We start from the raw sequence: 21,032 nt of genomic DNA, 5'->3' as shown, positions 1-21,032 counted from the left end.
GCAATCTTAATTGTATTCAATATTTTATTGAAAAATGATTTGATATATATAAACCATCGGATTTAAAATGTATTATGTAATACATCGTATACAGATGTATACGTTTTTATGTATTCTCGTCCAAACATCTTTCTCTATGAAGATTACCGGGTCTTCCTGAGAGACTTATACCGCCATCTCAAGGAGGTGCAGAGGGGTTTCTCGCACCGCTTCTTCTCCAAGAAGGCCGGTTTCACGTCTCCGAACATGCTGCAGCTCGTGATCGATGGAAAACGGAACGTAACCCCCAGAACCGTGGGGAAGTTCATCCGTGGACTCAAGATGAACCAGCAGGAGGGCGAGTTTTTCGCGGCCCTGGTCGATTTCAACCAGGCGGCGACGCCCGAGGACAAATCGATGGCCTTTCAGGTCATGACGAAGAGCCGCAAGTTTCGCGAGATTCACGAGCTCTCCAAGGAGATCTTCCGCTTTTACACGCAATGGTTCCACATCGTCATCCGTGAGATGATCGACTTGGAGGGATTTCGGGCCGATCCGGAGTGGATTTCCCAAAATCTTCTCCCCTCCATTTCGAAGGAGCAGGCCGAACGCGCGCTCAAGCTCCTCCTCAAATTGAACTTGATCAAGAAGGCGGAGAAGGCTGACTTCCTGCAGAGGACGGATCCGATCATTGCGACCCCCGCGGAGGTCAAATCGCTGGCTGTGGTCAATTTTCACCAATCGATGATGACGCTGGCGGCCCAATCGCTTTCCTCCGTACCGGGAGAAGAGCGCGACGTCACCTCGGCGACGGTGGGGCTTAGGCAAGAGGACTTGCCGCGCATCAAGAAAAGAATCGAGGAATTCCGGAATACGCTCCTCGCCGAGGCCGAGTCGGAAAAAGCGAGACCGGATCGGATCTACCAGCTGAACATACAACTCTTCCCCGTCACGAAAAGAATCGAGGCCGTTCGGTGAACCGCTTTTTCAAAAAAATGTCCGTTCTCGTCCTTCTCGGGACATGGGCATGTTCGCCGAATTCGGGAACGTCCACCGGCAATCCGACGACCGTTGGGATCAAATTCGCCGGGCTCCCGGAAGGAATCTCGCCGGCCCTTGGTCTTTCCGTCACGGGAGGCGTCCTCCTGACTGAGGCGCGGATCGTGTTGAGAAACATGGACATGGATCCCCTTTCGGCCTGCCTCGCCGAGGCCGCCAATCCCGATCTCAATATCGAGTCGGGATTTTCGTTTCCGGGGCCTTTCGTTGTCGATCTCTTGGCAAACACTTCCATCCCCGACGTTGACCGAATTCCCGTCCCCGCTGACGACTATTGCGAAATCGGGGTCGATTTCGATCCACTGCGAAGAGAAGAAGTCCCGCCCGGAATCCTTCCGGATGATTCGATCATCGGACACGCCCTGATCGTTCGAGGATCACGATCTGACGGAGTTCCCTTCGCCGTCCGTCTTGACCAGAATGATCGATTCAAGCTGGAGGCAGCCAGCCCGGACGGCTTCGCCATCCAAGGCTCGCCCGCCGTCACTCTGCTCTTCTTCAGTTTCGATTTGAACGCCTGGTTTGCAGGGGTGGACCTAGACGGCGCCACCGTCTCGCCGGACGGAAGCATCGTGATCGATGACGACGACAACCCGGATCTAAGGTCCATCATCGTCGAGAACGTCAAACGTTCGGCCCGGCTGTTCGAGGACTTGAACGGCAATGGAATCCTGGACGCCGATGAAATCGCCAACTCCCTCGTCTTGGGCATCGGGGCGGATGAACCCGACTAATCCGACCAAAAAGATCTTGATTCGCGATCGGAAACTCGTGGTATGAGCAAGGTCTCTCGTTTCATTCACCATTCTTTTTTTGGGGGGTTTTATGGATGCGATGGACGTCACGCAGTCGATCTTCCGCTGGATCCATGTCGTCGCCGGTGTTCTTTGGATCGGGCTCCTTTATTTCTTCAACTGGGTCAACGGCCCCTTCGCCGCCACGATGGACGGCGAGACCAAGAAGAAGGTGGTTCCGGAGCTCCTGCCCCGCGCCTTGTTCTGGTTCCGCTGGGGCGCCGTGTGGACGTGGGTGACCGGAATCCTCCTCCTGCTCCTCGTTTTCTATCACGGCGGCGCCACCTTCGCGAGCGGAGTCGGCTCGGCAGTCGGCTACGTCGGGTTGGCGTTGGTTCTCGCGGCGCCGTTCCTCTATGAAATTCTGACCAAGCTCATGAAGAAGAACGAGGTCCTGGCCGTCGTCGGCGTGGGTCTTATCGCGGCACTGGTCTACGTGATGCTGACGTTCTTGGGATACGGCTTCCGGGGCTACGCTATTCACATCGGCGCCATGTTCGGAACCATCATGGCCTTCAACGTCTGGTTCCGCATCTGGCCGGCCCAGAAAAAAATCATCACGGCGGTCAAGGGCGGAACGCCCCCGGACGCGGCCCTCGTCGCCATGGCCGGCAGCCGCTCCAAGCACAACACCTACCTGTCCGTGCCGCTGGTCTTGATGATGCTCAACACGCATTCGACTTGGATGGCATCACAGTGGTGGATCCTCCCCGCCGCCGTCGCCGTGGCCTTGTTCGGCGTCAAGCACCTCTATTCGAAGGCGGGCAAGGTGAAGGGATTCTAAAGGGATGTAGGGGCGACCCCTAACTACGGGGCTGCTATCGCTGACCTGGTGTTCGCCCTCAGAGTATAAACCCGAAACCGACGAGCCCGTAGAAGCCGCCTTCGCGGCCCTCTCCTTGTGACGAGGGCATCGAGAGATACCCCGTCTCCGCGGAAAAGAAGCGTGAGTCGATGATGGCCGCGAAGCGGAGCCCCCCGCTCCACATCACGCCGTGGCCGGTCTCGTCGCCGGGCCTTGCGACGTTGGCATAGCCCCCGCGCAACGTGAGCCCGGCGCCGATCCGATTGAAGAGGTTGTAGTTGATCCCGGCTCTCGCCGTGCCGGCGAAGAACTGCGGGCGTCCGTCGGTCCATCCCCCGGTCCGGCCTCCCACGCCCAAGTCCAGGGACCAATGGGTATCCATGGTGAGCTGGCTGAGCTCGACCGTCTTCGCCCCGAACGGGATCCGCCGCGAAAACTCCAACGAGGGGCCCACTTGTGGAGATCGAAAGCCGGGACTGGCGAGGGAGAGCTGAGGTTCCAGGACCCAGCGGCCATTCTGCGCATACTGCGTCACATCATTGGGACCGCCCATATGTCACCTCTTCAACCCCTTATCTTGGGATTTCAGGAAAAGTTGCAGCCTTTTTACCTTTGCGAAGTGATTACAAACGGAACCGTTTTCTCTTCCTTGACGCCCAATGTCACGATCCGCTCCGCCTCCCCCAATCGCTCGTGCCAGACCGAGAGCGCATAAGTCCCCGGGGGGATGCCTTTGATCTCGAAGCGTCCGTCCGGACCCGTCACGGCAAAGCCGGGATGCGGCAGCACGCCCGCGTAGGCCCGCATCCAGGGATGGACATCGCAGCGGATCGGGACCATCACCTCCGGCTCCGTGAAGGTTCGGCGGATTTCGGCCGCGCCCTTCGACATCGCCAGATTGAAGGACCGAGAGAACTTGGGGAGGGCATGGACGTTGTGGAGGAGCGGGTCGCTGTTTTTCACCACGAGCGTCTGGCCGATCCGGAGACCAACGACGCGCGGCGCGTAGAGGCAGCCGACCTGGTCGATCACGGTCTCGCCCTCGGGCGGCGGGAAGGTGTAAGGCTCCAAACCGGTCTTGATCGAGACGAAGGCGTTTTGAACCCTGCCCTCCCGGATCAGGACGTCGTCGTCCTCGGTCTTGGGATTCGCGCATTCGGGAAAGCCCGAAACGGGAATCTTTGACGGCGCGGGGGGCGTCCCTTCAAACAGGACCTCCCCGCGGATGACGCCGGCGGTGGCCGGATCGACTGATTTCAAGGGAACGGACGGAGACGGCGGCGTCTTGGATTGGCAGGCTGCGCCGAGCGCCAGCGCAAGAAGAACGAGATATTTCATGACGGGGCGTGACTTATCACGCCCCTAGGCAACCGCAATCAATGTCTGCGTGAAGGGATTCGAGAAGACCGGCCGGATGGCTGAGGAGAGATTGGCCGCCTGGTTGCGGAAGCGGCGCGCGCTTTCGTACGCGGCGCGGATGATCGCCGCGCGCGTCGCCGGCGAATGGTACTTGTGGCATTCCTTTTTCTGGATCTTGCTCAAGAACTTGATCATGCCTTCCGGCGAATAACCCATGAGGAAAAGCATTTTCCCGGAATACGCGTCGGCGGCGGCTTCTTCGTCCTTGCGGATTCCGAAGATTTCCTCCCAACTCAACTCGTCGGCGTCCATGTCCTTCTTGTAATCCCGGACGAGATGGCCCCATTCGTGGGAGAGGACGCCCGCGATCGTCTCTTCCTCGCTCTTGTATTCCGCCAAAAACTCCACGCCCGCAAAGACGACGTCTTCGAAATTCGTCTCTTCGCATCCGTTCAGGGCGCTGGCGACGGTGCCCTTGGCCGGGACGATCCGTCCACGCTTGCGCGAGAGGACGTTCAGTTTTTTTTGGATGCGCGGGAGCATGCCCAACCGGCTGAAGAGGGCGATCATGTCGGAGTTCCGGCTGATGTCTACGATCTGAGGGATCGGTTCCCCAAAATGCTTTCCGGAGACGGGAGCCGAGGCATCCCCCCCGCCCCAACGCACGGGTCTGAGGAGGCTCGTTTGGGTCCCCCCGGACGTATTTGAGGAGATTGGGTCGATAGGCACAGTGTGATTATCGGCAAAAATCGCCGCCGGTTGCTTATTTGGGAATATAAAAATTAACTGAATAATTTCAAGTACTTATGCGGCTATTTTGGGGGTAGATTTTCCTGTTGTGCATCCAAGACCGCCTGGGAGACCTCCTGCAGGAAGGCATCGATTTCGGACGTGGCCGGCGGGGCCTCGGCCGTCACGAGATTCAAGAGCCGGTGGATGAACCGTGTCCGGGCGTGGTTGGAGGGGCGGATGGAGCGGATCCGGTCGGCGAGGATCCTGTAGGCGACGTCCGTGGAGGCCCGTTGATCGAAGAGACGGCCCGCCTCGACGTCGCCGCGTTTGAGTCCCCACTGCTGGACCACTTCCCGGAGATAGAGGTCGATCGCGAGGTTTTCGCGGGCGATCCGGTCGACCTTCTCACCCAGCTCTCCCCTCCTCTTCCGGTCGTCGCCCGTCACTTGGAAGGAGTCGGCGACCTCATAGACGATGTCGCCTCCGATCGTGTTGGGCTGGATGAACGGGAAATCCCCTGAAATCTTCCGCATGCATTCGGCGCCGCTGATGGTCACGACCACCACGGTCACCGGCTCGTCGGTCTCCCTGGCGATGTCGATGGCGTTGGCGACGGCCCCGGTGGCCTGAACGTAGATCCGAGGCTTTTCGATGTCGATGACGTTGGAATAATACCCGGGCCGGGCGAGCGTTCCGTCGTCCTCGTAGGCCGGAGGCACCCGTCCGCCGTTGATGAACCAGCCGGGGCGGTAGTTGTATTCGATGGCGGCATCACGGATCTGTTTCATGCACTGGATCGCGTTCCGTGGGTTCCGGCGGTCGATCAAGGGCAGGCGGATCAGGTCGACGATCAAGGCCATCCCGAACTTGCGCGACGAGGGATTGTCGCGGAAGTTGAAGAGATCGGCGACGGGGACCATCCGATGGTCGGCGTAGGTGAAGAAAAAGTCAGGATAGATCGCGCTGTGCGGGGCCATGGCGTAAACGACCCGCTTCCCCTCCGGAGGAATCTTCTCCACGCCCCGGAAGCGCACGTTCCAGCCGTTGGCCGCGGCGTACTTCATGACCCAGTCGGAGTAGATCACGCCGACTTTTTCCAGGACGCTCCTCTGCGCGCCCTTCAGCTCCTCGGAAATCGCCAGGCGGTTCCCGTTGCTCAATGTGTCCATGTAGGTACGGAGATAGGTCTCGAAGCCGACCTCGTGGGCGTAATGGCCCATGGCGTTGCCCATGGCGCGGAAGGTCTGGGCGAGCCCGATCAGATTATAGAGGACGTGCTCGTCGCCGAAGGCGCGGAAGAGGATGTCGTTCGCAAGGTTGGGGTCGTCGGCGAAACGGATGCCGTCGCTCACCGGGGGAAACCGCCTTGAAGACGGGACGGAAGGCGCGCGCACGATGCCGGTCAAACCATTATAGGCCACCCAGGCCGCCCCGGCGATTGAGGAGGCATCCCGCGTCGCGGCGACTTGCCGCGCCAGGTCAACGGCCGCCCCGAGGGCGCCGAACGGGGCGATGCGTGAAATCATGAGCCCGGCCTCCGAGCCTTGATCATCGCCGATTTGAGGGAAAAGTTGCGTGCGAGGGAGACCCGCGCCTTATCGGCGGCCGCCGGCCGCGGCGCGCTGGGCCACGAGCCATGCGGGCGGCCTCTGCCAGGGCAACCGGACGTCCGGCTCGCGGGCGACGATCCGGCGGGCCAGGGCTTCCGCCTGCTCGTAACCCTCGCGGGTGTCCTCGTAGACCGTGTGATCCACGCGCTCGCTCTCGTAGTACTGGATCGCCGGGATGCGGCCTTCCCCGGTCGCCCGGTGGAGGGCGATGGAGCGCGCCTCGCTTTGAATGGCCTTCGTATACCACTGGATGGCCTCGTCGCGTGTCCGGAACCTCTGCCCCTGAGGAACCTCGTTGACCACGAAGCCGTCCAGGCCGTTGAACCCGAAGGAATTGCCCGCGGTTCCGTACGGCGCCGGCGCCTGATCCGGAGGCGTCCGATAATTCGCGCGCGCGGGCTGCACGCTTGAAATATCCGTTGCGGCCGGAAGGGTTGTGGCGATCGGGGTCCGGCCGGTCGCGTCCTCGATGTTGTTCAATCCCGGATGCGGAAGCGTCAGACGCTCGTTCGCCTGCATCATGAGAGAGACGTCTTCCACGAAAGTGCCGCCCAGCGTGTGCCGGAAGTTATACTTGGCGTGGCTTTCGAAGATCTCCGCATCGAGACCGAGTTCCGAAAGAAGCTCGGACGGCCAGTCGATGAGCTGCTGCATGAGATTCTGCGGATGATCGAGATCCAGGCCGATGGCGCGAATGAGGGAATCGCCGCCTTGCGTGCCGCGATGCTGACGAGGATCGACGCCCCTTTCGCGCAGCAGATCGGCAAAACGCGGATGACTGCCCGGCGCCGTGGCGACGTTCAGGGCCGCCCATTCCAGGGCCTCCATCACCGCTCCGATCACGAAGGACTCCGACTGCGTGCCGTCGCCCCCCGTGCCTGTGCTATGGCTGTTCATCTGCCGGATCCTGTTCAACGGAATGCCGTGCATGCGGGACTCGCGTAGCCCGTTGAAGAAGACCTTCCGCTGGCCGTACCGGCCCAGACCGGTCGACGCGCGCAACTTTCCGTCCGGCTCCTTCGAGGGACCGTCGGTGCCCGTATCGGCTCCACGAAGGACGCCCAAAGGACGGTATCCGTAGTGGCGCATCGCCCAACCCGTGACGATTTTGAATCCGCCTGTTCCCGTCCCGGCCTGGAATTTCGGGTTACGGCCCTTGTCGTGGGGACGTTGTTGGCGGTCGATGGAGAATTCCCTTTCCTCCGCCTCCGCCTGTGTGCCCATGGCCCCGACCCGATGAAACATCTTGAGTGTCTCGTTCGTGGCCGCGTCGTCTCCGGAGGTCGCGACGATGGCCGTCTTCAAGGCGTTCTGCCGCAAACGCTCCGCTTCGAGGCGGAGAACCTGCTGCGCGGCCCCCGAGGCCTCCCCGGCGAGGCGGTCGATCTCCTCCGCCTTGCGGAAGGCATCTCTCATCTGTTTCTGAGCGGAACGAATGGTCTTCTTGGGCGTCGCGCAGGCATAGGGATCTTCCGTGGCCTCGCCCATGGCTCCATACTGGCTCGATGCGGAACTCCCGGCCGATGCGACGGGAATGCCAACCACGACGTCCAACTTTTTCGGCTCGTCTCCCAGGATGAAGGCCTGCTCCTGGTCTCTTTGGACTTCCAGCCCGCCCATTCCGAAACTGTCGATGACGTAGACATTTTCCCGGCCATGGCGGCCTTCCAATTCGCCGGGTACCAGGCCCATTCCGCGAGCCGATTCCGTATGAACGATCTGGGCGTTCAAGATGTGCCGGGCCCCGTGATCGATCAGATCCCTGTTCCCACCCAAACGGTTGTAATCAAACGGCGGGGTGTCCGCCATGACCTGCGGGCCGAGCTTTTCGATGACCTCGCGCTTGAGGTTGGCGCCCTGTTTTCGCGCAACAACAACCTCCTGCGGACGTCCCTGATCATCCCGAATGGTCTCGGCCTCGAACCTGTAACCCGTGTTCCCTAGCCGCGCGATCTGCTCTTGGAGTTCATCCGAATTCAAGGCCTCGACCTCGGCCACCGTGCCGACGACCAGACGGTCGTCTCCGACGAAGCTCTGGAGGCGGTGATAGGCGTCGGCCCGCTGGCCGCTCCTCTCCAAGACCCTGGGCCCCATGTTGGGGAAGAGGTGGGTCGGTCCGTAGGCGGTCGCGGCGTCCGCCGGCGACATCCCCGCGATATCGAGACCCACCGAGAAGGCCGCACCCTTCAAACCGATGTCCTTGCCCCAAGGCCCGACGTAATCGCCCCGGATCTGGAGCATGTTGGTGAAGGAGTCGATGGCGCTCCCGCCCCAGGTCGAGACCATTCCGAGGCCGACGACCACCAGATCGTCGTCCCGGATCTCGTTATAGGGGTTCGCCACGCCGTTCGCTCCGTCCGTCTCGTCGATGAAGAAACCGTAGTCCGTGACGGTCCGGATCTGGCCGTCGTGATAGGGGTGCCAGGCGGGGCCCTCGGAGGCCGTGACCTCCGAGGACCTCACCTCGCCAGTGCGAGCGACGTCGGTCTTCGACTCTTTCTGGACCTGAGCCAGAAGACCTTGCAGGCCGCCGGGACGCTCTCCCAGCCTCGTGAAGCCCCCATCCGCCTCGCGATCGATCTGATCGGCATGGCCGTGAACCGGATTGAACGCCGCCACGTTGACGGCGCCCATGTCGGCGCCGTTGAAGATCCACAGAGGACGGCCTTCCGCCCGCGCCGCCTGCTCGAGGCGGTCGCCGAAGGTCCGGAAGCCGCCCATGATGCCCTTGTCGGAAGGAGGCACCACCGCGCCGGTGAGCACGGAGACCTCGCGGTAGACCGGGCGCCCGTCCTTGTGAAAGTAATTTTCGGAATCGCGCCGCTGGGCCCATTGGCCGGCGGGCATCGACGACTTGGCGATCGAATAGCTGCCGCTGCCGCCCAGGGCGAACTTGTCGTTCGGGCTCGCCTGGTTGCCCACGGAGAGCACGGGGCTCGACTCGGGGTCCTGCTTGTACCATTTGACGTATTGGCCGACGGCGTAGCGGTAGGACTCGACCAGGGTCTGCGTGACCGTGTGGAAGTCGAGCTTCATGTCAAGGAGGCCGTAGTCCTCGGCCGCCATCCCGTTGATAATGACGTCCGGCTTCCAACCCTGCTCCTCCTGTTGCTGGCGCAGGGCCTCCATGTTCGCGAAGTTGGGCACGAACTGGGTCGACACGCGCAGGGACGCCCCGCGCACGGCCGAGCGGTTGCGCATGTCGCGCGCACGGTCCTCGACCCTGCCCAGATCCTGGCGGGTGGTGATCCACACGTCGGCCCCGAGCTGGAGGAAAAATTCAACGGTCGGCTGGGAGATCGTCCCCGTGCCGCCGTAAACAAGAATGCGCTTGCCCTTGAAGCTGACCTCCCCCTTCGCCAGGGCGCGCAGGTCGGCCACGGTCCTCGCGTCGACCAGGCCGTCCCGCTCCCACTGATCGAGGATCTCGCCGGGCGTCGCTCCACGCGGGACTTCGCGGATCTTTCCGTCCGCGTCCGGGACCATGCGGGTGGAGTTCCACCAGACGGGCTGCGGCAAGCCGCCCACGCGCAGGCTCTCCTCGCCCTCGCTCGCAACCCGTTCGAGGGTGTCGGCCACGTCGGTCAGGCCGCGCGAACGGGCGTTGGCCGCCAAACGCCGCGCCTGGCGGACGCGGAGGGCGTCGACCTGGTTGGCGAGGAGACGGACGCGGTAATCGTGCTCGGGCGTGCCGGAGCGGAGAGTCCCTTCGGCCACGTCGCCGTAGAGGCGGACCAAGTTCGCGGGCGCGCCGTTCATCTCCACCTCGCCCCACGGGTGGTGGAGCCGGGCGGGCCAGGTCTGCGTCATCATGGCAACGAACTCGAGGCTCGTCTCCTGGCGGAGGCGCTCCAATTGGAGCTCGTTCTGCATCGCGACGGTCGCGCCCACCGGGCGCACGCGTCCGGACCTGGCGTCGAATTCCAGGAGGCGTCGGTCGACGGCCCCTGCGGCCGCGTCCCCGTTCATTTCGCGGATCAGGTGGAAGGCCTCCTCGCGCGCGAGCGCGCGCACCAGATCGGGGTCGACCGCCGCGGCGACTGGGGCCAGGCCACCCGTCATCGGCATCGCCATCCCTGGAACAACGGCCGAGGCCTGGGTTGCGCGATTGCGCGCCTCGCGCTCGTCGCGCATCGCCTCAAAGCGGACGCGCGTCCTCTGATAGAACGCGCCCTTGACGGCGCGCAGCGCGGCGCCCTCCTTCGCGAACTCCTTCGAGTACTGCCAGCCTTCCACGCGGGCGATGAGGCCGTCCAACCCCGCCAACGCGCCCTCGTCCGTTCCGGACAAGACCGTCTCGGTGACGCGATCCACTCCCGGCGTGTCCGCCTTGAGCTTCCCGTCCTTCATCAGGTCGAAGGCCGAGCGTCCGGCGATCCCCGCCGCCTGCAGGATCTGCTTGTAGCTCTGGCCCGGCGTCCCGATCGCGGCTCCTCGGTTCGCCAACGACGGCCTTTCGCCTTCGTGATCCCAGTAGTTCACGACCAGGTTGAAGAGGTCCGCCACCGTCCCCGTCTCGAGCTTTTTCACTTCCTGGTCCGCGGGCATCTTCGCGATCCCCGCGCGGTGGCGCACGAGACCGAACAGGCCGGCGATCGCCAGAGAGTCCATGTCCAACTGCGCCAGTTTCGTCTCCGGCAGGACCTCCGCCGGTTTCACGCCCTCGTTCGTCTCCGAAAGGCTCAAGACCACGTTCGCCCACAGGAACTCCGAGGGGCTCGACGTGAGCGAGGGCGCCAAGGGCGACAGGGCCGCCGACTTGACCGACCCCTTCTCCATCTCCACCCGCGCCGTCGTCAGGCGCAAATCCACCACCTGCATCTGGTGCGAGGCATAGGCCGCAGGGGCGGATTCCAGACTTACGGGAGCGGCGGCCACGCCCGGCATCATCATCGGGGCGGCGGCCTGGGCCGCGCGGCTGCGGGCCTCGCGGTCCTGCTTCATGGCTTCGAAGCGCGGGCGCGCGGCCTTGTAGAATGAAGTCTTCACGGTCCGGAGGGCGGCGCCCTCCTTCGCGAACTCCTTCGAGTACTGCCAGCCTTCCACGCGGGCGATGAGGCCGTCCAACCCCGCCAACGCGCCCTCGTCCGTTCCGGACAAGACCGTTTCTGTGACGCGATCCACTCCCGGCGTGTCCGCCTTGAGCTTCCCGTCCTTCATCAGGTCGAACGCCGATCGGCCCCCGATCCCCGCCGCCTGCAGCATCTGCTTGTAGCTCTGGCCGGGCGTCCCGATCGCAGCGCCCCGGTTCGCCAACGACGGCCTTTCGCCCTCGTGATCCCAGTAGTTCACCACCAGGTTGAAGAGGTCCGCCACCGTCCCCGTCTCCAGCTTTTTCACTTCCTGGTCCGCGGGCATCTTCGCGATCCCCGCGCGGTGACGCACGAGACCGAAAAGTCCCGCGATCGCCAACGAGTCCATGTCCAGGGCCGCAAGCTTCGTCTCCGGCGTCACCTCCGCCGGCTTCACGCCCTCGTTCGTCTCGGCGAGACTCAAAACGACGTTCGCCCAAAGGAACTCCGAGGGACTCGACGTGAGCGAGGGCGCCAATGGCGACAGGGCCGCCGTCTTGACCGAACCCTTCTCCATCTCCACGCGCGCCGTCGTCAGGCGCAAATCCAAGACCTGCATCTGGTGCGAGGCGTACGACGCCGGGGCGGGTTCGAGGGCCGGGGCGGCCGCGCGAGGCGCAGGCGCCGCGGCCGGAACGGCGGCGGGCGCGGGCTTGGCCGACGGGGCCGGCTTGGGGGCCTCTTCCACGGGCGCAAGCGCCGGACGCGGACCGTAGAGGGCCTCGTCGGCGTGCGTGACCATCGAAATGCTTTGAGCGACGGTGTCGGGCAGGATGCGGCTGACCATGCCGGTCAAGACCGTGCCGGGGGCGAATTCCACGAATGCCTTCGCTCCCCCCGCCTGCATGCCGCGTACGTTGGGGTCCCATGCGACCCTTTCGTGGTTCAGGACGACCAATTCCTCGCGGACCTCTTCAGCCGTTCTCAAAAGGCGGCCCGGCTGGACGATCGATGCGATGGGAATGGCCGGGTCCGCGATCGGCACGGCGTCCATCACGGGCCGGAATTCCGGCTCCATGGCCCGCAGGAGCGACGAATGGAAGGCCACGTTGCCCGGAAGGATCGACGCCCGGTAGCCGTCCTCTTTCAATGCGGCCACGGCGCGCTCGACGGCGGCCTGATGGCCGCTGATCACGACCTGCGAACTTTTTTCGGTCAGCGTATTGATGTTGGCGACTTCGAGGACTTCGCCTTCTTGCGCGATCCCGTTCAGGCGCTTCTGCAACCCCTCGGGGTCGATGAGCCCGCCCGCCACGACGGAGGCGATGCATCCCCGGGCGTGCTTGCGCATGAACTCGCCGCGCAGGCGCACCCCGCCCATGAGGTCCCTGACCTCGAGGGCGCCGGCCGCGACCGCGGCGACGTACTGGCCCAGGCTGTGGCCGGAGACGACGGACGGGGCCGGGAAACCGGCCGCGACGCGCGCCCGGTACATGGCGATGGAGGTCGCCAGAACGGCGGGAGACGAATTGACGACGTCGTCGAGCCACTTCTCTTCGACGGCCTTGTCGAAGGCCGCCCTGCGCTCGACGTTTCCTTCGGGGAGAGACGCGCCGCCGGTGATGACGTCCAGGAGGAGATCGCCGCCCTCGCCCAAGGCCGCGCAGGCCTCGACCAGGGTCTCGCGCCCGACGCCGCCCGCCTCATAGAGGGCCTTGGCCATGCCGACTTTTTGGGAGGCGTTGCCGGGGAAGACCGCCGCGTACGGCGGCGTCCTGAGTTCCATGGTGCCGGAGGCCTTCGTCTTGCCGTCGGCCTGGGAGATCAAACGGAAGGCGAGCACCTCGCGATCGCCCTGGAGGCCGACGCGGTCCACCTCCAGCGTCAGCGGCTCGTTCGGGCGCACGGGGGCCGTGACGGCCGTACCTTCGCCGAAGCCGATGAAGCGCGAGGCGTCGTTGCCCAGATACCCTTCGATGACCGAGTGCGAGACGGCGTGCATGAGGCGCCAGCCCTGCGCGATGATGCCGTCCTTGAACCCCACGCGGCGCGCGAACCGGTCGTCCGTATGGAGCCACTGGGCGTCGATCGCGTAGCCGGTGATGTCGGAGCGCGAGAGCGTCAGCCCCTCGCGTCGGTAGACCTCGATGGGATCGACCTCGAGGCGGGACGCCGTGGCGGCGAGCGGATTGGCCACGTCCTGGGCGAACAGGGTGGTTTCGGCGCCGCGGGACGCGCGGCTCAAGAATTTGGTTTCGTAAGTCGCCACCGCCTCGCCGTCTTGATTGACGACGGAGGTGACGATCGTCGCCTCGCGCCCGTACGTAAGGTCCTTGACCGAGCCCAGGGCCGATGAGGCCGTGAGCGTATCGCCCACGCGGACGGGGGCGCCGATCCTCATCGTCTGGCCGCTGTGGACGACCTTGAGGAAATCGATATTCGCGTCCGGGTGCATGCCGGCCCTCATCATGGAAGGCCAAGCCGCCCGGAGAGGGTAAGTCGCGTGAACCTGGAAGCCTTTCGCGCGGGGATTGGCATAGCGGCGGCTCGTCGCCCCGACCTGACGGTGCCAGGCCAGAACGTCGTCTTCCGTCACGTTCCAAGTCGTCACGGCGGTGTCGCTCAAATTCTCATTGGGTCTGGCGTCGGCCCCGACCCAGAGACGGATATAGGCCTCGCGCCCTTGCGCGGCGGTCTCGCCCGGCACGGCCACGATGCGGCGGCTGCCCGCCAGGCCCTCTCGCACTTCGTAGGTCCAGGTGACGGGAGAGGCTTCCGCGCCGGGCTGGGCGAGATACCATGTCTCTTGGATCGACCGGCGGTCGCCGGAGGGCCGCACTTCCGCCACGAGACGCCCGGACTTGTTGAAGACGCGGACGTTCTCCAAAAGCGTCTTGCCCGCTTCGGTCCTCCGGAGAATTTCCACCCGGTCGCCGCGTTCCACGGCGAACGTGCGCTGAAGCGGATTGCCTTCCTTCTCTCCCAAGCCGACGTCGGCGGCCCGCAAGGCCCGAGCGAGGTCGCCATGCCCGGCGGTCTGCACGGCCTTCAGGAAGTCCGCCTGGTTCAAATCCTTGCCGATGCCGACGACCAGGTTGGTCTCGCCGTCGCCCAGCCCCTGCTCTTCGACGGAGGTCACGCCGGAAACGGCCTTGAACGTTTCGGGCGTGGAGGCCTCAAAGCGGTCCTGTTCCGCCTGCTCCAACGCCATCGCGCGCTGGTAGAGCTCCGTGAGGTAGCGGAGCGCGCGGTCGCGCAGGTCGCGGAAGATGTCGGGCGCGGACATGCCGAGGTACTTGCGGGGGTTCTCCCCCTCGCGCTCGAGCGACTGGCCCATGGCGCGGATCGAGCGGCCGCCCAGGACGTAGGCCGTCTTCGGATCGACGTTCGGGTCCATGACCGCCCAGGTGCGGTAGGTCTTGAACAGTTGAAAAAGGCGCGGAGCCGAAAATTCCGACAAAGCCTGGACGAGGGCCTCGCGATCGCCTGAAAGCCAATGCGGCCAGACGCGGTCGACGAGGGGCTGGAATTCGACGCGGTTGAAGTCGCTCATCCCCTTCTGCCAGAAGCCGTGCAGAAGGGTGCGCTGGGCATCGGGTTCCTCCAAGAGGATGTCTGCGACGCGCTCGGCGCGTTCCCGCCCCACGGGGGCTCCGTCTTTTCCTTTTTTCGTCTTGTCGCCGCCGATGGGGATCTCGATGTCCCAGGTCTCGCAGCCTTCGAGGATATCCGTGAGTTTCAGCAAGTTCCGGCTGAAGGTGCTGTCCAAAACGTTGATCCAGCGCTCGAACTCGCTCTGAATCTGATTGAAGCCGACGCGACCCGCGGCCGCCTCGGCGATATATTCCTTCACCTGCATGGGCGGGGTCGATTCCTTGGCGAGCTGCATGATACCGCCCACCTGCATCCCGCCGCGAGCGTCTCCGTTCGCCATGACGAGCAGGGCGTCCGCGATCGCCTCGGGCGTTGACTGGCCGCCCGTCATGAAGTGCGGGACCGTCGCGCCTTCGGTCTTGAAGGCCCCGCCCTGGGCCATGAGACTGCGCGTCAGGTCATGGCCGTAGCGGATGTTCGGCGCTTCCTTCCAAATGTTATGGCCGCCGCCTTCCGCGCCCTCGGGGGCGATCGCCAGGAGATGCCGGTATTCCTCCGGCACTTCCGGATAGATGTTCTCCATGAAGTGCTTCCAACGCCTCTCGTTCTCGCCCAAGGGCATCACGGCGATTCCGGCCTTGAGGAGGGGCATGTAGTGCTCGTTCCAAAGGGCGAGCGAGATCTCCGAGAAGGCGATGGAGACGAGGGCGATGGGCACGCCTCGCTCCTTGGCCTTGATGATTTCCTGCAACTGCTTGTCGTACGGGCCGTTCATGTGAATGACGTTCGCCCCGAACGGCGCGCCTTTTTCCCAGTCGGGGTTCCCCATCTCCCTCAGTTTCTCCTGGGTGAGTTGGTGGCAGCGGTCGAGTTCCGAGGAGAGTCTCTTCAGATTCGCTCCGACGGTCGTCACCGCGTAGATGCCCAAATAATGGCTGGCGGCCAGTGCCGCCACGAGTTCGGGGCCCGTGTTGCCCGTCATGCCGGCGAGGGCCAGAGGCATGGTGGGATCGAATCCGAGGCGCTCCAAGAATTCGGAATGAATGCGCGGCTCGCCGGCGCCGATATTGAGGGCCTTCTCCAGGCGCTGGATCAAATCGCGGCGCTGGACGGGATCGGCGAGCGAAACCTGCGAGAGGTACGCATACGGACCCGTGTACTCGCCGTTGATCATGGGGGCCCCGGAGGTCACCTGCCTGAGAACGGGGCGGTAATTCGGGTCGCTGAACAAGCGCGGGTCCGGCAGTTTCGCCGTCGCTTCCTTCAGGTTTCCGGACTCCAGGAGGGCGCGTCCCTCGGGCGTGGCATACGGAATCACCGCCACGGGCGAGAGTCCGCGGGCGTCGGTCAGGTTGCCCTGAATGAACGAACCCGTCGCCTTGCCCGGTCCGCCGTCGATGACGATCGTGGGCTTGGCGGGATCGATCCGCCCGAAGGCGCTCCACGTCACCTCCGGCCAGTTGACCGGGTTGACGTACTGCCCTTCGGTCACCGCCGCGATGCGCGCGTCGATCGTGTACTCGGTCCCGTCGGGGCCGCGGCGCACGACCGTGCCGGTGATGTCCTGGAGTCTGCTTCCATCGTGGTTCAAGAGAACGGGCGCGGCGACATGTCCCAACGACTTGCCGACCAAATGCGGCCAGACGCGCTCCAATGCGGGCCGCATGAGCTCCGAGTGGAAGGCGGCCGTGGTAGGCAGCACCCTCACCTTGTATTTGTCGCTCACCGCCGAGACCCGGCGCGCCAGCTCCTTCAAACCCTCGGTCGTGCCCGAGACGATGAGGGCCGTCTGCTGGCCGCCGGAGGTCGGTTCCCAGCCTTCGGGAAGGCGATCGCGGTGGACGTCGCCCGCCTCGATGTTCTTCAGGCTCACCTGGGCGAGCTCGCCTTCGAGGTCCTTCGTCACGGACGCGGCGATGACCTCAAGCTCGGCGCGGGGAATTCCCAAGGTGGTCACCATGGAGATCTTGCCGGTGTAGCGCTGCATCATCTCCAGTTGTTCGGAGGTTTTGGCGGTCGCTATCTTCATGAGGTTGAGCGTGTCGCCCACCTCCGGCTCAAAGAGCGGATCGGCCTCCTGCATGAGCTTGCCGTTCATCGCCAGAAAATCGATGAACTCCTCGTCCGGCATGTCGCTGACCGCCTGGATCCCCAGGATCTGGCCCTGCGAATGTCCGATGACGGCGGTCGCCTTGGAAAGGTCGTAGCCCATCTCGCGGAGCTGGGCGTTGATGACGATCTGGGTGAGTCCGATCAGGGGCTGCGAAAAAGCGGAGCTCGCCAGTTGGTCGGCGGAAATCTCCCCCGCCACGATCTTTCGAAGGTCGATGCCGTGCCGGAAGAGGACGCGGCCCAGGCGCTCGATGATCTCCCGCGCCGTCGGGCTGGCCGTGTATTGCTCGACCAGGAAACTCGCGTATTCGGAGGCCTGTCCGGGCAGGGCGTAGATGAGATTCGCCTCGCCGTCCTCGATCATCCGCGCGAGAGCGGGACGCTCCTCGGACGGGGCCGCGACGAAATCCGCCGCCGGCCGCGTGGGCGCCTGAGGTTTTCCGTTCGTTGGGGAATGGGATTCCCGGCCGTTCCCCCCGCGTTTGGAGGAATCGCGCGACGCCTCTCCCTGGCCCGCGGGCGCCACGTCCGCCTGCGAAAGGACCGTCCCGGCGGGTTCACCGCGCACGACGATCAGCGAACCGATCAGGTTGCCCAAGTGGAGCTGAGCGCCGATCGCCTCCCGTCCGCCCAGGCGGCGCATCGCCTCGTCCGTCGTCCCCGAAAACTGAAAACGTCTCCGGCCGGGGGCGAGCGTCTCCCCCGCCTCCACCTGCTGGATCACGTTGTTCATGAAAAAGGGCTGATGGCCGCCGAAGTAGGTGGCCTTGTAGGCCGCCTCCCCGTCGGCGTGGTACTGGGCCTGTTCCGGGGCGCCGAAACGGCGCGCGTCGGTGATGTCCAGACCCAGGCTGACGACGCCGCTTGAACGCGGAAAACTCTCCACCGCCACGATCGCAGCGCCGGTCCAGCCGTCGTCGGCGAAGTTGGCGAACACGCCGCGCCCTGCGAGGGCCCGTCCGACCTCCCCGTCCAACCGGCGAACGCGGCGGTACCGTTCTTCTCCTTCGCTGTTGCGGAAGCTCTCGCGGGCGTATTCGACGTCCGTCCATTTGAGCGATTCGCCTCCGGCTTCCCCCGGGAGGGGGAGTCCCGCGGCCCGGAAGGTCGCGGCCTTGAGGGACAGGATGCCGGCGATGCGGGAATGCAGCTTCGATTTCCGGTCGTTTGACGGCGCGAGGTAGGCCCCGAGGTTGTCTGGGTCGAGTTCCCGATCCGTGAAGAAGCGCCTGAGAACGCCTTCGAGGGCCTTGCCGCCGCGCCCGATGGCGTCTCGGGGCACCAGGTCCTGGGCGTCGAAACTCGCGAGGGCGACCGCCTGCAAGGCACCGCCGGGGTTTTGGGACACGATGGAGACTCCGCGGCCCAGCTCGTGGGCCATCACTTCGGACCGCCACTCGTGCCCGTCCACCAACCCGCTCTGCTGCGCCATTTGTTTCAAGAAGGCCGTCGTCTGCTCCCGCGTCAGCGCCAAAGGCGTTTCGCGAACTTCGCCGGACACGTCGACTTCGGAGACGCCGCCGCTGCGGACGGAATCCCAAGCCGCCTGCTGCGCGGCCAAGAGATGGCCGAGGGAAACGACGATCCTCTCGTTCCATTCGCCCTTGTCGGAAAACTGCCGGAGGATCTCGACGGTCTCGGAGGGAAGCTCCAAACCCTTGAGAGACGGACCGTCCGTCAGGAGGCTCGAGACTTGAGAGCGCAGGGCGTCGATCGCGATGGTCCCGTTCGGTTGGACGAGCGAACCCCATCCCAATTGATTGAAGCTTGAAATCGCCTCCGGGGAGGGCGTCACGGTCGTCGCGGTGATGGCGGAGAACGGGGAGAGGGCGGGGCGGATGAACGTCATAGTCTTACCTTTTATAGGTACTGCTGATTTTCAGGCGCCCCCGTATCTCGCGGGGTGTTTCGTAAATGTTGCTATTTTTTTCCCGGACCGTTGAAGCACTGTTTTCTATCTATTTTCAAGCCTTTCGATAAACTTTTTGATCGATTCTTTGATCCCCTCGTTCCGGACCCGGTATCGGCCGAAATGTCCCTCGCGCTCAGCCGGCGTCATGTCCGGCCGGAGCCGTTCGATCCAGTCCGGACGGTTCAGGTAGACGTCCATGACGTGCGTCTCGACTTGGAGTCGGTGGAGGGTAAGCAGCGGAAACTCTTTCAGTATTTCGGAAGCGGGCGCGCCGTCGCTCAGGCCCCTGAGGGACAGTTCCAACTGCTGCCCCCGATTGCTTTCCGGGTGCGTGAGGGCCTCTTCCTTGCTGTGGTTCCAACGCTGGTGGTACTGGCCGAAACTCCGGAGGCTGCCGTTGATGTCCTTCTTTTCCTTCCACGGACCGAAGTCCAGGAGCTCGAAGGCGTCGACCAAGTCCCAGCCCTCGGGTAGGTTGGCCAACACGCAATCCACGAAGGCGATCCCCTCCTCCGGCGTCTCGAGCGAACGCACGGACCCGCCCGCCAAATAACCGGCCGTGGCGAGACGGGCCCTCAAACGGTCGAACTGTTCGCGGAGCCGCCGCCATCGCCCCTCGCCGTGTTCCGCCGTCATCCGGGTGAGGAGCGCCGGGTCGATGTTCCGCCCCGAGGCCACCAAGACGACCGGTTGGTCTTGAGAAATACCGTAACTTTCCAAATCCAGGGCCCCGAAGACGAGACCCGCCACCGGCGTCGCGGCCGCGCCTTCCAGCGTGAGACCATTCTCCTGCAGGTAGGCGAGCGCCGCCTCGATCAAACGCTCCGGCACGACTTGGACGCCCCGCGCATAGTTCAGTACGTTTTGAAACCCGGCCTCGCCGATCCTGAGGAGGGCGATGCCGTCGGCCACCGTGTCGTAATGCTTGATCTCCTCCGGCACGACGACCTTTTTGAGATTGAAGGAGCGGGAGACGTACGGGTGCGCCTTGGACTCGACGCCGACCACCGCCACACCCGCGACGTGATCGCGGTTCAGATAGGTCGCGATGCCGGCGATCAGGCCACCGCCGCCGGCGGGGACGATGACGCCGTAGTCCTTGTGATAACCATGGATCGCCATCTGGAGCGAAATCTCCAGGCCGATCGTCCCCTGCCCCATCACGACCAAGGGCTGGTCGAAGGCGGGGAGAAACAGATAATTCGCATCCTTGGCCGCGCGGTTCGCGACCTCGTCGGCGCATTCCTCGAAGGTATCGCCAAACAGCTCGACCTTCGCTCCCAGGGTCTCCAACTGGGCGATCTTGAGCGGCGAGGCGTTCTTGGGAAGCAGCACCTCCACGTTTCGAATCCCGAGATTGCGCGCGGCCTGAACGGCTCCTTGCGCGTGGTTCCCGTGGGATGCGGTGCCGACCTTCAGGGTGTGCGGATCGTATCCGGCGAGCAGGGCGGCGACGAGAAAGTTCGTCGCCCCGCGGTTCTTGAACGACCCGACGGGCTGCTCGTCCTCATGCTTGAGATAGACCGGGCGGCCGGCCAGTTCGGACAACGGAGAAAAACGCTCCAGCCGCGTCCGTCTCACGTGATGCGGGGCTCCGAACGGCCGAACCCCCCTCTCTCTCAGAAAGGAAACGATCCATGGGGCCCGGATGCGCCGGTGGGCGTCCACGATGCCCGGAACGTCGATCTCCCCGCGGCCCGAGAGAAGACCGCGCAGCCTCGCCGTCTCGTCTTCGGGAAGCCCCCCTTGGCGAACCAACCGTCCCAGGATCAGCCCCTCGATCTCCGCCAGGAGATTGACGGACTCGCAATCGGGGAACTGGGGGGAAACGCCGTCACCGAGGAGGCCCCGGAGGCGCGTGAATTGGGTCTCGGTGAGCACCCCGTCGCGGCGCAGAAAGTAGAGATCGGGGGCGAGCTCGCGAACGCCCCCGAGGGAGCCTTCCACCGCCAACAAGGAAGAGGCGCCGCCGAAACGCTGCGACAAAGCAAAGAGAGAAGAGCCGCCGGAGGTCACGATGGCGCGGTCATCGCCTTGTGTTCAAAAAGGTTTCGTTTTGTCTTG

General features: G+C 64.1%; 9 protein-coding genes. 3 read left to right on the top strand and 6 right to left on the bottom strand.

Annotated elements, in window-relative coordinates:
* The first annotated feature begins 108 nt into the window (after nucleotides 1-108).
* From VLJ37_12180 to VLJ37_12170, 3 genes are all read left to right on the top strand, one after another.
* A complete protein-coding gene (locus tag VLJ37_12180; GenBank protein ID HSA60428.1) occupies nucleotides 109-957 on the top strand; it encodes a TIGR02147 family protein in 849 nt (282 codons plus the stop codon).
* Nucleotides 958-974: 17 nt separating this feature from the next.
* Nucleotides 975-1,772, top strand: a complete 798-nt coding sequence (locus VLJ37_12175; GenBank protein ID HSA60427.1) for a hypothetical protein — start codon at nucleotides 975-977, stop codon at nucleotides 1,770-1,772.
* A gap of 91 nt (nucleotides 1,773-1,863) precedes the next feature.
* Nucleotides 1,864-2,616 (top strand): urate hydroxylase PuuD, encoded by a 753-nt coding sequence (locus VLJ37_12170; GenBank protein HSA60426.1) that lies wholly within the window; start codon nucleotides 1,864-1,866, stop codon nucleotides 2,614-2,616.
* A gap of 58 nt (nucleotides 2,617-2,674) precedes the next feature.
* Here VLJ37_12170 and VLJ37_12165 read toward each other — a convergent pair whose 3' ends face one another.
* The 6 genes from VLJ37_12165 to VLJ37_12140 form a co-directional block, all read right to left on the bottom strand.
* Entirely contained in the window at nucleotides 2,675-3,190 is a 516-nt protein-coding gene (locus VLJ37_12165; protein ID HSA60425.1) for a hypothetical protein, read from the bottom strand.
* Nucleotides 3,191-3,243: 53 nt separating this feature from the next.
* Entirely contained in the window at nucleotides 3,244-3,975 is a 732-nt protein-coding gene (locus tag VLJ37_12160) for a carboxypeptidase regulatory-like domain-containing protein (GenBank protein HSA60424.1), read from the bottom strand.
* A gap of 24 nt (nucleotides 3,976-3,999) precedes the next feature.
* Nucleotides 4,000-4,725: a hypothetical protein gene (locus tag VLJ37_12155; protein ID HSA60423.1), complete on the bottom strand. Its 726-nt coding sequence runs from the start codon at nucleotides 4,723-4,725 to the stop codon at nucleotides 4,000-4,002.
* A gap of 83 nt (nucleotides 4,726-4,808) precedes the next feature.
* Complete coding sequence (locus tag VLJ37_12150; GenBank protein ID HSA60422.1) at nucleotides 4,809-6,254, bottom strand: hypothetical protein; 1,446 nt, start codon at nucleotides 6,252-6,254, stop codon at nucleotides 4,809-4,811.
* Nucleotides 6,255-6,323: 69 nt separating this feature from the next.
* Nucleotides 6,324-18,905, bottom strand: coding sequence for an acyltransferase domain-containing protein (locus VLJ37_12145; protein ID HSA60421.1), 12,582 nt, complete (start codon nucleotides 18,903-18,905; stop codon nucleotides 6,324-6,326).
* Between the two features lie 105 nt (nucleotides 18,906-19,010).
* Complete coding sequence (locus tag VLJ37_12140; GenBank protein HSA60420.1) at nucleotides 19,011-20,954, bottom strand: pyridoxal-phosphate dependent enzyme; 1,944 nt, start codon at nucleotides 20,952-20,954, stop codon at nucleotides 19,011-19,013.
* Between the last annotated feature and the right edge of the window lie 78 nt (nucleotides 20,955-21,032).

It is taken from the genome of bacterium, assembly GCA_035454885.1.
Lineage (GTDB): Bacteria > UBA10199 > UBA10199 > JACPAL01.
This window is presented reverse-complemented; position numbering and strand designations above follow the sequence as displayed.